Raw genomic sequence first — 13,921 nt, 5'->3', positions numbered from 1 at the left:
TCGTACCCTGACCCGCCGGGCGTCCGCCCGCTTGGGCTTGGTCGTCCGCCCCGCGCCCCCGTCGCCGTCGTTCACCGCGCGATTCCCTCCCTTGCCGAGGTCGTCCCCGGTGTGGCGGGGATGGCTCAGTCGCTGAGGTAGTCGTGAACGACCTCGGCGGGTGCGAGGGTGAGGTCGGTCAGCACGTGGTGGGCGGAGAGGATTTCCAGGACGGGCAGGTCGGCCAGGGGGGCCAGGGCGTGTTGGAAGAGTTGGAGTCGGGCGGGGCCGGTCCAGGCGCCTTTGACGGTGATGTCGGTGATCTGGGTGCGGACGAGTTCGCAGATGCGTGGTCTGCCGTCGTATCCAGGCAGGAGTTTCAGCATGAAGGTCGGGGCGCAGAGCTCCTTGCGTGCTTGGTTCGTGTCCTGCGTGGCGTGTTTGTAGCCCATGGTGGCGGTGGCCACCCGCAGTGAGCCGTAGTCGAGGGTGCCGACCAGGGTGTCGGAGTCGACGGTGAGTCTCGGGGTGCCGAGTTTCTTGGGGAAGGCGCTGATCTCGCGGCCGCTTGCGATGGCGGGGAAGTTGTCCACGTACATTGCGAGGTTGTACTCGCCGCGCTCGCCTTCGTAGTCGACGGAGAGCACCTGTCCGGCCTCGGTGTAGTCGCCCAGCCCGGTGGTGTCGGGCATCCGCATGACCTCGAAGCGCACGGTCGGTTCGTCGACGTGAAGGGGTTCGGGGACCAGGCGGTCCAGTGTCTGGGGATCGGTGCGGTAGGTGATGGTGAAGTACTCCCGGTCGGTGAAGCGGTAGGGGCCGGGAGGGAAGGCTGGGGCGTTCAGCGGGGTGGTGAGCTGTTGTCGCACGTCTTGGATACGCATGGTCGGACCTGGGTTCTGCGTGGTGTGCGAATCGGTGGTGCTGCCTGGCCGTGGTGCTGCCTGGCCGTGGGGCGGACCGGTTGTGGGGGCGGACCGGCTGGGCGAGTTGCGGTGGGCGCGCCACGAGGGCCTGTCGTGGGGCCGCGGTCAGCGGCCTTCCCAGTGGGGCGGGCGCTTCTCGGCGAAGGCGTGCGCTCCTTCCTGTGCGTCGTGGGAGGCGAGGACCGGTGCGACGAGCTGGTCCTGTTGACGGAAGGCGTCCTGGTCGCCGTACGCGGTCCGCTCGTTGACCGCGCGTTTGACGGCGGCGATGGACAGCGGAGCGTTGCGCGCGATGCGGTGGGCCAGTTCCAGGGCCTTGTCCAGTGCCTCGCCGGGCAGGGTGAGGTGGTTGACGAGGCCGAGCTGTTCGGCTCGTGCGGCGGACAGGGGGTCACCGGTGAGGAGGATTTCCAGGGCGATGTTGCGGGGGATGCGTTCGGGTAGGCGCACGATGCCCCCTTCAGGGGGGACGAGGCCGAAGGTGACCTCGGTGAGGCCGAAGGTGGCGTTCTGGGCGGCCACGATCAGGTCGCAGGCGAGTGCCATCTCGGTGCCGCCGCCCAGGGCCCAGCCCTCGACAGCCGCGATGAGCGGGGTGTGGGGCTGGGAGCGGGTCAGTCCCGCGAAGCCCCGCCCGGGTATGACGGGAGTGTCTCCGGCTGCGTACGCCTTGAGGTCCATCCCCGCGCTGAAGATGCCGCCGGCGCCGGTGAGCACGCCGACCACCAGGTCGCCGCGGGCGTCCAGTCGGTCGAACGCGTCGGCCAACGCCCGCGCGGTGGCGCCGTCGACGGCATTGCGCACCTTCGGCCGGTCGATGGTGATCACGAGGACGCCGTCGTGTTCTTCGGTACGCACCGTGGGGGCATCGGAGGTGGGTGTGGGTGTCATGGTGGTGGTTCCTTGTCTTCCTCGTGCGGGATGGGACGTTGACCGCTGACGGCGAAGGGCGCCTCGTCCGCGGTGCCGAGGTGCTCGTCGCGTGGTGGCGGGTGCTGTCGGTCTCGGTTCACTGCTAGCGCGGGATCGCTTCGGCGGTTCGCAGGGTTTCGATGTCGTTGGCGTCGAAGCCGAGTTCGGTGAGGACCGCTTCGGTGTGTTCCCCCAGGTCGGGGGCCGGGCGTGGGGTGACCTTCTGTTCCTGGTCCAGGTGCACGGGGCTGTTGACGGTCAGGTGTGGTTCGCTGCTGCCGTCGTCGATCGGCACGAGGACCCGGTTGGCCAGGAGTTGGGGGTCGTGGGCGCACTCCTCGAGTGTCTGGACGACTCCGTAGGTGAGGCCGGCGGCGTCGAGTACCTCGCGCCATTCGGCCAGGGGGCGGGTGGCGAACGTCTTGTCCAGCAGGTCGACGATCACGGCGGTGTGGGTACGGCGGCTGGGGGTGTCGTGGAAGCGAGGATCCTCGGCGGCCTCGGGGTGGCCGATGGCCTGGAGGAAGAGGGGGACTTGTTTGTCCTCGTTGGCGAAGGCGAGCAGGATCCAGCGGTCGTCCGCGGTGCGGTAGGTGTTGGCCAGGGCGTTGGGTGGGTCGCAGCGGTCGACGGGGCGGGGGTTTTTCGCGCCGAGCAGGACGGCCTGCAGCCACATGCCGGCCGCCCAGGCGCCTTCGGCGATCAGGGACGCGGTGACCCGTGCGCCCTGGCCGGTCTTCTCGCGCCGGTACAGGGCGGTCATGATTCCGGCGAACAGACTGATGGCGGTGGGGTGGTCGCCGGAGCCGAACGCGTTCATGGTCGGGGGTGCGCCGCGTTGGCGGGTGAGGTCCATCAGGCCGCTGCGTGCCCAGAATGCGGTGACGTCGAAGCCGGGCAGGTGTGCGTCGGGGCCTTGCTCGCCGAAGCCGGTGACGTCGGCGTAGATCAGCCGGGGATTGAGGGAGGCCAGATCGTCGTATTCCAGGCCGAACTTGGCCCGGGTGCGGGGCGGGAAGTTGGTGATCAGGACGTCGGCCCACCGCACCAGCCGCTCGAGTACGGGCCGGGCGCCGGGCGATTTCAGGTTGAGCTCGATGCTGCGCTTGTTGCGGTTGTCCAGTTGCCAGGGGTAGTTGACCCCTTCGACGTGGGGGTTGGGGGGGACTCGGCTGAGGGCACGGTAGCTGTCACCGGTGTGTGGTGGTTCGACCTTGACGACGTCGGCGCCGAAGTCACCGAGCACCGTGGCTGCGGCTGGTCCGGCGATGAAGCTGGCGAGATCGACGACGTGCAGTCCCTCCAGCAAGGGCGTGTTCTCCATGGCTGGTTCCTCTTCCGCCGGGTGTCCCGGGTGTCCCGGCTGGGTGTCGGCGTCCTCGGCTGCGGCGCTGCCCTAGTGGCCGGGGAGCGTGGGCACGAAGGCGTTGAGTCCGGTGATGTCGCGGCCGACGATCAGTGCCTGCACGGTGTCGGTGCCCTCGTAGGTGTCGATGGCCTCGATGTCGCACAGATGCCGTGCCACGTGGTAGTCGAGCAGGATGCCGTTGCCGCCGAGCATGTCCCGGGCGTCGGCGAGGATGGCCCGCGCGCGTTCCGTGTAGTGCATCTTGGCCAGCGCGACCTGCGGCATCGAGAACTTGCCCTCGTCCATCAGCTGGCTGAGCCGGTACTGCATGCACACCATGTCGGTGATGTCCGCCAGCATCCGCGCCAGCCGGTACTGGATGAGCTGGAAGGCGGCCAGCGGCAGGCCGAACTGGTGCCGCTGCTTCGCGTAGGCCAGGGCGGTCTCGTAGCCGGCGATCGCGGCGCCGACGGACTCCCAGGCCACACAGAACCGTGAGGCCAGCAGGACCTTCTCGGTGTCGCGGAAGGTGTGGCCCTCGGCCAGCCGGTTCTCGGCGGGTACCCGGACGTCCTTCAGGGAGATCTGCGCGTTCTGCACACAGCGAAGGGCCGTCTTGCCCGCGATGAACTGGGCGTCGAACCCCGGTGTGCCCTTCTCAACCACGTACCCGCCGACGTGCCCGTCATCACCGCGCGCCCAGATGATCACGTAGTCCGCGAACGTGGCGTTGCCGATCCACCGCTTGTGGCCGTTGAGCACGTAGGAGTCGCCGTCCCGGTGCGCGGTCGTCTCCAGCTTGACCACGTCCGTTCCGTGAGCGGGTTCGGTCAGGCCGAAGGCGCCGATCTTCTCCAGGCGCGCCATCGGCGGCAGGAAACGTTGCTTCTGCTCCTCCGACCCCAGCAGCGCGATCGACGTCATGGCCAGCGCCGAGTGCACACCGGCGAAGGTGGAGATGCTCAGGTCACCGCGGGCGAGTTCGAGGATCACGATCCCGGCCGTCACATTGCTCATCCCCGGACACCCGTAGCCCGGGATCTGGAACCCCGAAATACCCAGCTGCGCCAGCTTGGGGACCAGTTCGTGGGGGAACTCCGCGCGCTCCCAGTAGGGGTTGATGATCGGGATGACTTCCTGGTCCATGAAGTCACGCACCCGGCGACGCAGTGCCTGCTGCTCGTCTGTCAGCAGCTCGTTCAGCAGGTAGTAGTCCGTCTGCTCGGGACCACCCAGTACCGGCGGCTCCACCACCGGCCTCCCGTCCGTGCCCCGGGCGCCAGCAGTGGTGGTGCCTTGCGCCGTATCGGCGGAATTCGGCCGTGTCGTGTTCATTTCTCGACGCTCCTTTCTTGCTGGACCTGGATCCGATCCCGCCCCCTGAGCACGACGCTAGGGACGATCCCGAGGGAAGCCATCGGACGCAGAACACGAAGTTTCCGAAGGAACTTGTGCCCACGACCCAATACACTCGCGGTGACCACCCCGGCACAGAAAAGCGTGCGGGATGGGAAGGCCGCACTGCCATGCGCAGTTCCGCTCCGGCGCACGCCTGCGCCGGGAAGGACTGTTGAGGATCCGGCCCGGGAGCGCCGGATGGCAGCGGTCCGCGCCACCGCTGTAGGGTGATGACATGGCTGGGGGCAGCCTCGTTGCCACGAAGTACCTGTCGATCGTGGCGACGCACGTGGCGGCGCACATCTCGGAAGTCAGCCGAGATGTGTGGGAGCTGCTGATTGCCGAAATCCCACAGCTAAGAGGCGACGAGACAATCCTCAACATTCTGAAATCGAGTGTCGAGGAAAACATCGCCACAATGCTGCATCTCTTTGAGAACGACATGCCGCTGGATAATGTTGAGGGACCGGCGTCGGCACTGGATTATGCACGACGACTGGCACAGCGCAATGTTCCCATCAGCGCGCTCATCAGGGCCTACCGGATCGGGCACTGCCGTTTCCTGCAGTGGTGCCTTGACGAGCTCCACCGCCAATGCGCCGATGAGGACGTCTTCGCCGCGACCACCCGGCGCATGCTGGAGGCGAGCTTCGGCTACATCGACCGTGTCAGCGAACGAGTCATCGAGGTCTACCAGCTCGAACGGGACCGTTGGCTGCTGAACCAGACCGCCGTACGCGCCGGACGCGTACAAGAGATCCTCGCCGAAAGGCAGGTGGACGCCGACCGGGCGGAATCAGCCCTCGGCTACCGGCTGCGCCAGCATCACGTCGGGATGGTGCTCTGGCTGCCCGAGCGGACTCATAGCGGGGAAGGACTCGCCCGGCTCGACCGACTCACAAGCGGGATCGCCGAAGAACTCAGGTGTTGTACGAAGCCGCTGTTCGTCGCCCGGGACGAGACCTTGTCCTGGTCCTGGCTGCCCTTCGGATCGCGCAGCGAGGTCCCCTGGGATCTGCTGTCGAGTACGGTCGAGGACGGCGACCGTACTGCTCGGGCGGCCGTGGGGGACGTGGAACCCGGTGTCGAAGGCTTCCGTCGCACGCATCGCCAGGCGCTGCGTGCGCAGGATCTGGCCATGGTCGCGAGTCCGGGCGCTCGCGTCACGGCATACGCTCACGTCGGTCCCGTCGCATTGATGTGTACGGACATCGACGACATACGTGCCTGGGTATGGAGCGTCCTCGGCTCCTTGGCGATCGACGACGAGCACTGCGCACGCCTCCGGGAGACCCTGCAGATCTTCCTTGCCACCGGTTGCAGTCACACCGCCACCGCCAGCCGCCAGATTCTGCACAAGAACACCGTCCAGTACCGCATCCGGAAAGCCGAGGAAGCCATGGGGCGGCCGGTCCACGAACGCCGCGCCGACTTGGAGGTCGCGCTGCTCGCCTGTCAGTACCTCGGCTCCTCCCTCCTTCGTGCGAGCCCTTCGTGAAGGAGCATGACGACCCGCAGGCCGAAGCAGCAGCCCGCGTCGGCGACGCGCAGGCCCTGTCGACGGTCACCATCACAGCTCCCCGGCCACGGCGTCACCTTCTCCGCCCGGGTGTTCGAGGCGAGCGGGTCTGCGTGCGGGTGCGCGAGGACAAGAAGATCGACGTCTCGCCCCAGGGCCGTTCGGTCCCCGGGCGAGGGACGGCCCACCACGACAGCCGGCCGTCGCGGGCTCACGATGAAGAGGCGTCCACCAGCATCGGAGGCGACCATGGACTACGGAATCAGCGTCTGGCTCGATCTCCCCTTCGCCGACGCGGTCCAACGCGTGCGCGCCGCACTGGCCGAGGAGGGATTCGGCATCCTGTCCGAGATCGACGTACGGGCGACGCTGAGGGCCAAGCTCGGCGAGGAGATCGAGGACTATCTGATCCTCGGCGCCTGCAACCCCCAGCTCGCGCACCGCGCCCTGGGCGTCGACCGTCGGATCGGACTGTTGCTGCCGTGCAACGTGGTGGTGCGATCCGCCGCCGGCGGGACGGTGGTGGAGGCCATGGACCCCGAGCTCATGGTGCAGATCAGTGACCAGAGCGCGCTGACGCCCGTCACGGACGAGGCGGCGGCCCGCCTCCGCAGCGCGCTCGACGCCCTGCACGAGTGATTCCGCCGGAGGCCTCACCGTAGAAGGTCGGGGGGCGCTTCCCCGAAGACGCGATGAGCACAGCGCACACCGCCCGTGCCCTACGCGCCGCCCCGGCCTGCTCACCTTCCTCGGCGGGGTCGGCACGGTCAGCGGCAGCACGTTCCTGGGCAGCACGTTCCTGTCAGGCGCCTGCCGTGGGGGACTCGCCGAGGGCCTTCAGCACAGCGATCTGGGCGCGGTCGCGCTCGGCGGCGAGGGCGTCGACCGAGCGGTCTCCGAAGGCTTCCTGGGCCTGGCGGACAAGCAGTTCGACGGTCGGTGCGTCGAGTGAGGGGCTGCCCAGCTGCTGCCATAGCCCTTCCAGGGTGGGGCCCAGATGCTGGAGGAACTGGGGCAGTCCGCCCGGGCCCCCGCCGAGGTGGAAGGTTCGGAACGGGCCGCCCACCGCCCATCGCAGGCCGATGGAGGAGGTGACGATCTCGTCCAGCTCACTCTCGGTGACGACCCCCTCGACGACCAGGTGCACGCACTCACGGAACAGCGCCGCTTGAAGGCGGTTGGCGACGAACCCGGGCACCTCCTTGCGGAGCACCTGCGGCTTCTTGCCCATGGCGGTATAGAAGTCGCGGGCGCGCTGGAGGGTCTCGGCAGAGGTCTGCTCGCCCGGCACGACCTCCACCAGAGGCAGAAGGTGCGGCGGGTTGAAGGGGTGGCCGACCACCAGGCGCTCGGGGTGGCGCATGGCCTGGGCGATGTCAGTGGCCGGGATACCGGAGGTGGACGTCGCGAGCAGGCAGTGGTCGGGAGCGGACTGCTCGATGGTCGTCCAGATCTGCTGCTTGAGGTCCAGCCGCTCGGGACCGTTCTCCTGGACGACGTCGGCGTCGGCGACGGCCGCGGCCAGTTCGGTCTCGAAGCGCAGCCTGTCGGTGAGACCCGCGGTAGGCAGGCCCAGACCCTCCAAGGCGGGAAGAATCTCCTCCAGACCGACGCGGACCCGTTCCTCCGCGTCCGGGGCGGGGTCGTTGACGGTGACCTCCAGGCCCCGGGCGAGGAACAGCCCGGCCCAGGATGTCCCGATGACACCTGATCCGACGACTGTGACACGACGGTACGGGCTGGGAGACTCGGAGTTCACTGACACTGTGGTGATCCTTCCTGGGGAGGGCCTGCTGCCCCCTCGTGCAGGCGTACAACCCGCCGCGTGACCACTCGTGCGAGGCCTTCGCGATCGGCGGCCCGTCCTGACTCGCGTGTCTCTGCTCCAGGGTGCGGCGCTTGCCCGCCCGGTGCATCTCGGGGCCGCAGACGGGCCGCCTGCCCCGTCGCCTTGCGGCTTCACCGGTCGTGCTGGCCCCGACGGCCTGCGAGGCACCGTCGCCGCTGGGGCCGTCCCAATGCCCCGGCGGCCCCAGCGGCCCTGCCGGCCGCACCCCCGCACTGCCGTCGCCTGGCCCGGCCAGTCCCTTCGCGAGCGTGAATCGTCCCGGCGCGGGCTCGGCCGGCCAGCCGCAGGCCACCAGGCGCTTCGCCTTCGAGCGCAGCGCTTCCACGGGCAGCACGCTCGTGCTGCTCCAGTAGTCCCACGACCGACAGCATTCACAACCTCCCGGGGAGCGACGACCCGACAGGCCACAACTCCCACGGAACCACCGCGCCCATGCCCGACCAGCGGAATCGCCGCAATCACATCCGGAAAGACCGTGCGGATGACCTGGTGCCGCTTCGAGCGGTGGCCTGACCCGCGGAAAGACCGGCTTTGGTGCCTTCCTGTTGATCTGTCGGCCACCGCGCGGAGCGGCATCTACTGCCGCCGGGCAGGGGACGTGCCCCGATCAGGGGCCCTCGCGACAGGCACCGTCACAGTCCTGACCTCCCCGGCCCGGCGACGGCCACCGGTTGCGAGGCGATCGGGAGACCGGCGACCTCGCCCGCCACCTGCGCGCCGAGGGCATCGACGTGACCGAGGTCAACCAGCCCGACAAGGCAGCACGCCGACGCCGTGGCAAGACAGGCGCCGTCGACGCGGAAGCGGCGGCCCGCCCGGGCCGCCTCGACGCCCTCGCCCAGGCCGTCGCCGAAGGCGTCGACATTCGCGGCTACTACACCTGGTCGCTGCTCGACAACTACGAGTGGGCGAAAGCCCGTCGAACGTACTGTCATTCGACGGGCTTCCGCCCACTCGCGGTCCTCCGAGGATCCGGCTCGTGCCCGCGTACCATCACGAACCACCGACCAAGAGCCCCTCGCCGGACCTGGCCGGCTGGCTCGAGGCTGAACTCCGGCACCGCACGGCATGGTGATGCCCCGTCCAGCCGGCCGTGGTTCAGGAGCCGTGGCCCGTGCCGACGCAGCGCTCGGGCTCGGCGACCTTCAGGTACTCGTGCTTGAGGAGGTTGGCGACGCTGTAGCGCTCGGCGTCCGCGAAATCGGACGGCTTGAGCTGAGGGTCGAGCCACTGCTGGTAGCCGAACCCCGGCTGGTTGAAGCCGGCCGCGATCCGGCCCGCCTGCACGCGGAAGGAGCGGTTCACCTCGTAGCAGTGGTAGCCGTTCCCGGGGCCGTTGAGCGAGTCCGGCGGCAGGGCGCGCTTGGCGTAGGGAGTTCCGCCGGTCGCCAGGAAGCCGCCGGTCTCGGCCCCGAAGCGGTCGAGGGCCTGACCCACGTCCATCGCCTGCTCGTGCATGTCGAGGGTGCCGTTGGTTTCGGCGAAGCCTCGGTTGCCCGGGTACTTCCACTGGGTGCCGTCGCGGTACCAGTCGAGGAACTGGGTCGGCTGCAGGCCCCCGAAGTGCTTGTAGTGGTTCAGCAGCGTCGCCACCGGTCCGGTCGTCGGCAGTTCGGCCGGGCCCAGCTCGGACCGGCCGCAGTAGTAGACGGTCGGGTCCTCCGGCGGGAGCAGGTCCGGACAGTCGGACGGCAGAGGGGTGCGGTGGGCCGCTGACCGGTCCGGCGCGGCGGCGACGGCGGTGCCGGCCGAGGCCATCACGGTGAACGGAAGGGCAGCGGCCAGCGGCAGGACGATGAGCCTGAGCGAACGCATGGGTGGGCTCCAGGGGGCTGCGGACGGAGGGGTGCGCGACGTACGACGCAGCGACAGCGGACGTACGTGGCACGGTCATTGCACACTCGTACTGATCGGTAGACGGGCAACCTGGGGAGTGGCTGCGCGCACAGCATTCGGACGGAGCAGTCGACGGGACTGTGAGGCCCCGTGTGCCCCGTTTCACGCAACGGCGGTAGCAGGACCTCTCGCCGCCTCCGTTGCCGGATGTGGCTCCTGAGGCGCGGAACAACGCCGTTGTGATGACGGCCGGTTGCCTCTGGTGTTTCCGGGGCACGGGACTAACATGAGTTCCACTCATGTTTGTGTCAGGAGGACGTTATGCCGGATCGCTTCGACCTGCCGGCGGGATTCCGCTGGGGTGCCGCCACCGCCGCCTACCAGATCGAGGGGGCGGTGGACGAGGACGGCCGCGGGCCGTCCGTCTGGGACGTCTTCTGTGCCCGGCCCGGCGCTGTCCGGGACGGGCACACGGGGGCGGTGGCCTGCGACCACTACCACCGCTACCCCGAGGACATCGCCCTGATGAAGGGTCTCGGGTTGGACGGCTACCGGTTCTCGATCGCCTGGCCCCGGGTGCTGCCCACCGGCGCGGGCGCGGTCAATCCCGCCGGTCTCGCCTTCTATGACCGGCTGGTGGACGCCCTGTTGGAGGTGGGCATCACCCCGCTGCCCACCCTCTTCCACTGGGATCTCCCGCAGGCGCTGGAGGATGACGGCGGCTGGCTCAATCGCGACACCGCGTACCGCTTCGCCGAGTACGCGTCGGTGGCGGCGGACCGCCTCGGCGACCGCGTCCCGGCCTGGATCACCCTCAACGAGCCCTTCGTCCACACCGTCTTCGGCTACGCCCTGGGCACCCACGCCCCCGGCCGCACCCTGATGTTCGAGGCGCTCCCGACCGCTCACCACCAGCTCCTTGCCCACAGCCTGGCAGCCTCGATCCTCCACGAGCGCGGCCTGGAGGTGATGCTCTCCAACAACCTCACCCCCGTCGAGCCGGCCTCCCCTGACCCCGCAGACGTGGCCGCCGCCGAGGCCTACGACACCCTCCACAACCGCCTGTTCACCGACCCCGTCCTCCTCGGCCGCTACCCCGACCTCTCCGCCCTCGGCGTCCCCGACGACATCTTCGGTGCCGTCCACCCGGGTGACGTGGACCTCATCCACACCCCCGGCCTCGACGGCCTCGGCCTCAACTTCTACAACCCCACCCGCGTCGCCGCGCCCACCGAGCCGGGCCTGCCCTTCGACCTGGTCGACATCCCCGACGTCCCCCACACCGCCTTCGGCTGGCCCGTCGTTCCCGACGCCCTCCGCCAACTCCTCGTCGACTTGAAGGAGTTGTACGGCGCCGCCCTCCCGCCCATCACCATCACCGAGAACGGCTGCTCCGTCACCGAGTCCACCACCCCCGACCAGCCCCGCATCGACTTCCTGGCCGCCCACCTCGACGCCCTCGCCCAGGCCGTCGCCGAGGGCGTCGATGTCCGTGGCTACTACGCGTGGTCGCTGGTGGACAACCTGGAGTGGGCGGAGGGGTTCAGTCAGCGCTTCGGTCTGGTCCACGTTGACTTCGAGACGCAGCGCCGCACGCCGAAGGCCTCGTATGCCTGGTACCGAGACCTGATCGCCGTCCATCGGGAGCGGTTCACGAAGTAGGCGGGCGATCGAATCTCGTAACTCCCTTGCCAGCTGCCCGGCTTGCGGAAAGTTGGTGACTCGCAGTTAAGGCCTCACTGTAGTGACAGCCTGTTCGACGGGCTGAGGACTCTCGCAGGCTTTCGGGGGGCCGGACGGAACGTCCTGCTACAACCGCTACGGCAACCCGACCGTACGCTCGCTGGAGACCGCGGTGGCCGACCTCGAAGGCGGCGCGGACGCCATCGCCACCGCTTCGGGCATGGGCGCGATCAACACCGTCCTGCTCGCCCTGCTGCGCTCCGGCGACCAGGTGATCGCCCAACAGAGCCTGTACGGCGGTACCTTCGCCATGCTCGCCGACAACACCTTCGCGACGCCGCTGCTCTGCCGGCCCGTCGAGTACGGCGCGGACGTCGTCATCCACGAGCCGGTGACGGGCGCCGACCGGGTGACCGGAGCCGCGAGCGCAACACGGTGAGGGCACCGTCGGCGTCCCCGCCGGCCGCGACTTCACCGAATTCGCGATTGCGGCACCGAACGGATCCATCGCAACGATCACGTCCACCCGCCGCCCTCACCCTCAGTGGTGTCCGGATCCGAGGTACGGGGTCAGCGGGGTTTGGGGCGGGCGGCGAGGAGGGCGATGTCGTCGTCGGTGGTGGTGCCGTGGGTGGTGGGGCCGGGTGGGGCGAGGGCGTGGAGGACGGCGTCGAGGAGGTCGTCGAGGTCGCCGGTGGCGGGGAGGCGGAGGGCGGCGAGGCGGGCGAGGGAGGCGTCGATGTCCTCGTCGCGGCGTTCGACCAGGCCGTCGGTGTAGAGCAGGAGGGTCTGGTCGGGGGTGAGTGGGTGGGTGGTCTGCTCGTAGCCGCCGAGGCCGGTGCCGAGGGGTGGGCCGGTGGGCACCTGCAGGAGTTCGGTGGCGTGGTCGGGGGTGATGAGGGCGGGCGGCAGGTGGCCCGCGCTGGAGAGCGTCCAGCGGCCGCGGCCGGGGTCGGCGAGGACCAGCAGACACGTCGCGGGCCGGGCGGTGTCGTTGGCGGAGATGACGTTGTCGAGTTGGCGCAGGATCCGGTGGGGCGGCAGGTCCATGCCGGCGACGTCGCGCAGGGTCGAGCGGTAGTGGCTCATGTCGACGGCGGCCTCGACGCCGTGTCCCATGACGTCGCCCATCGCGAGCAGGGTGCGGCCGAACGGTAGCCGGACCGTCTCGTACCAGTCGCCGCCGACCACCGAGCTGGTGCCGGAGGGCAGGTAGCGGGAGGCGAGGAGGAGGTTCTGGTGCGGGTTGCCGGGTTCGGTGAGCAGGGCCCGCTGGAGTTCCAGGGCGATGCCCTGGGAGCGGGTGTAGCGGCGGGCGTGGTCGATGGCGGTGGCGGCGCGGGCGGCGAGGGCGCCGAGGAGCGCGGCCTCGTCCGGGGTGAACGCGGGGGCGGCGGCGCTGCGGCCGAGGGTGAGCAGGCCGACGAGCCGGTCGTGGGTGGCGAGCGGTAGGACGAGGAGGGAGGTGATCCCGACCGGGCTCGCGTCCTCGGGGCCGGGTTCGGTGAGGACCGCACCGCCACCGGCGAGGCTGCGGGCGGCGGCCGAGCCCTCCCCGTGGCGGACGGACTCGCCGGGCCGGATCGACTCGCCGAGGGCGGCGCGCAGGGCGGGGACGGCGTCGACGGCCGCGCGCTGCAGGCGCAGGGGCGCGCCGTGTCCGGGCCGGGCCGGGTCGGCGTCGGGTGGCAGGACGTCGATGGTGGCGAGGTCGGCGAAGCCGGGCACGGTGAAGGCGGTGAGTTCGGCGCAGGTGGTGGAGAGGTCGAGGGTGGTACCGATCCGCTCGGCGGCGGCGTCGAGCAGGGCGAGCCGGGCGCGGGCCTGTTCGAGCTCGTGGAGCCGGCCGCGGGCCGGGGCCAGGTCGTCGAGGACGACGACGATCACGCCGGTGGTCCGCCCGGCGTGTTCGAGCGGTCGGTAGCGCACCCGCAGGCCGGGTGGGACGGGGGAGCCGGGGCCCTCGGGCCCGCCGGTGGCGTGTTCGCGGTCGTGTCCGTCGGCGAGGACGCGGCGCAGGGTGGGTGCGGCGCCGGCGAAGGGGGTGGCCTCGGCGGGGCGGCCGAGCAGGTCGGCGCGGCGCAGCCCGGTGGCGGCGGCGAAGGCGGTGTTCAGGTACTGCCAGCGCAACTGGTCGTCGAGCAGGGCGACGCCGACCGGGGCGGTGGCGAGCAGGTCGCGGAGCAGGTCCGGGCTGTTGCCGTCGCGGTCGGTGTCGCTCTTGTCCTCGGGCAACGAGCCGAGGCTCGCGGCGTGGGCAGCCGCCGCCGCGAGGGGCCGGGGCGCCGGTGTCGCGGGCGGGGCGTCTTCTGCGCGGTTGCCGTGCCGGAACTGCATAGGCCCATGATCACGCGCCCGGGCGCGGCACGCCCACAAGTGGGTGAAACCTTGACCGGCCGGAGGCCGTGTTGTAGTCGTGGCCGGAGCCATTTGCGTGTGCGTGCACATAAATGTATGGTGCGTGCACACGC

10 protein-coding genes and 2 pseudogenes are annotated in these 13,921 nt (G+C 69.9%); 5 read left to right on the top strand and 7 right to left on the bottom strand.

The genetic code is table 11. From position 1 onward, the window contains the following. Positions 1–125: 125 nt before the first annotated feature. The 4 genes from ACIOJE_RS21995 to ACIOJE_RS21980 all read right to left on the bottom strand — a co-directional run bounded on the left by ACIOJE_RS21995 (position 126) and on the right by ACIOJE_RS21980 (position 4,500). Positions 126–863: an acetoacetate decarboxylase gene (locus ACIOJE_RS21995; RefSeq protein ID WP_280679109.1), complete on the bottom strand. Its 738-nt coding sequence runs from the start codon at positions 861–863 to the stop codon at positions 126–128. A gap of 147 nt (positions 864–1,010) precedes the next feature. Further along, on the bottom strand, positions 1,011–1,796 hold the full coding sequence (locus ACIOJE_RS21990; RefSeq protein WP_280679107.1) for a crotonase/enoyl-CoA hydratase family protein: 786 nt from the start codon (positions 1,794–1,796) through the stop codon (positions 1,011–1,013). Positions 1,797–1,920: 124 nt separating this feature from the next. Next, the gene (locus ACIOJE_RS21985; RefSeq protein ID WP_400778053.1) at positions 1,921–3,141 is read right to left on the bottom strand and encodes a CaiB/BaiF CoA transferase family protein; all 1,221 of its coding nucleotides are present in this window, start codon (positions 3,139–3,141) and stop codon (positions 1,921–1,923) included. Positions 3,142–3,213: 72 nt separating this feature from the next. Next, a complete protein-coding gene (locus tag ACIOJE_RS21980) occupies positions 3,214–4,500 on the bottom strand; it encodes an acyl-CoA dehydrogenase family protein (RefSeq protein ID WP_280679099.1) in 1,287 nt (428 codons plus the stop codon). Between the two features lie 298 nt (positions 4,501–4,798). Between ACIOJE_RS21980 and ACIOJE_RS21975 the strand changes: the two genes are divergently transcribed. Together ACIOJE_RS21975 and ACIOJE_RS21970 are read left to right on the top strand one after the other, a co-directional pair. Beyond that, a complete protein-coding gene (locus tag ACIOJE_RS21975; RefSeq protein WP_400778049.1) occupies positions 4,799–6,061 on the top strand; it encodes a PucR family transcriptional regulator in 1,263 nt (420 codons plus the stop codon). Positions 6,062–6,331: 270 nt separating this feature from the next. Continuing rightward, complete coding sequence (locus ACIOJE_RS21970; protein ID WP_280679095.1) at positions 6,332–6,721, top strand: DUF302 domain-containing protein; 390 nt, start codon at positions 6,332–6,334, stop codon at positions 6,719–6,721. Positions 6,722–6,884: 163 nt separating this feature from the next. Here the strand turns inward: ACIOJE_RS21970 and ACIOJE_RS21965 are convergent, their stop codons facing one another. Next, the gene (locus ACIOJE_RS21965) at positions 6,885–7,847 is read right to left on the bottom strand and encodes a 3-hydroxyacyl-CoA dehydrogenase NAD-binding domain-containing protein (RefSeq protein WP_400778046.1); all 963 of its coding nucleotides are present in this window, start codon (positions 7,845–7,847) and stop codon (positions 6,885–6,887) included. Positions 7,848–8,749: 902 nt separating this feature from the next. On the opposite strand from ACIOJE_RS21965, the pseudogene ACIOJE_RS21960 reads away from it, so the two are divergent. Then, positions 8,750–8,842 (top strand): annotated as a pseudogene (locus tag ACIOJE_RS21960) (family 1 glycosylhydrolase); the annotation flags it as partial. A gap of 187 nt (positions 8,843–9,029) precedes the next feature. On the opposite strand, the gene ACIOJE_RS21955 reads toward ACIOJE_RS21960, so the two are convergent. After that, on the bottom strand, positions 9,030–9,746 hold the full coding sequence (locus tag ACIOJE_RS21955; protein ID WP_400778043.1) for a TNT domain-containing protein: 717 nt from the start codon (positions 9,744–9,746) through the stop codon (positions 9,030–9,032). 342 nt (positions 9,747–10,088) lie between these two features. Here ACIOJE_RS21955 and ACIOJE_RS21950 point away from each other — a divergent pair, with 342 nt between their 5' ends. Together ACIOJE_RS21950 and ACIOJE_RS21945 are read left to right on the top strand one after the other, a co-directional pair. Continuing rightward, positions 10,089–11,429, top strand: coding sequence for a GH1 family beta-glucosidase (locus tag ACIOJE_RS21950; RefSeq protein ID WP_400778041.1), 1,341 nt, complete (start codon positions 10,089–10,091; stop codon positions 11,427–11,429). Between the two features lie 145 nt (positions 11,430–11,574). Beyond that, positions 11,575–11,889, top strand: a pseudogene (locus tag ACIOJE_RS21945) (PLP-dependent transferase); the annotation flags it as partial. A gap of 131 nt (positions 11,890–12,020) precedes the next feature. On the opposite strand, the gene ACIOJE_RS21940 reads toward ACIOJE_RS21945, so the two are convergent. Beyond that, on the bottom strand, positions 12,021–13,787 hold the full coding sequence (locus ACIOJE_RS21940; RefSeq protein ID WP_400778039.1) for a SpoIIE family protein phosphatase: 1,767 nt from the start codon (positions 13,785–13,787) through the stop codon (positions 12,021–12,023). Positions 13,788–13,921 lie beyond the last annotated feature (134 nt).

It is taken from the genome of Kitasatospora sp. NPDC087861, from assembly GCF_044742585.1.
Classification (GTDB): Bacteria; Actinomycetota; Actinomycetes; order Streptomycetales; family Streptomycetaceae; genus Kitasatospora.
This window is presented reverse-complemented; position numbering and strand designations above follow the sequence as displayed.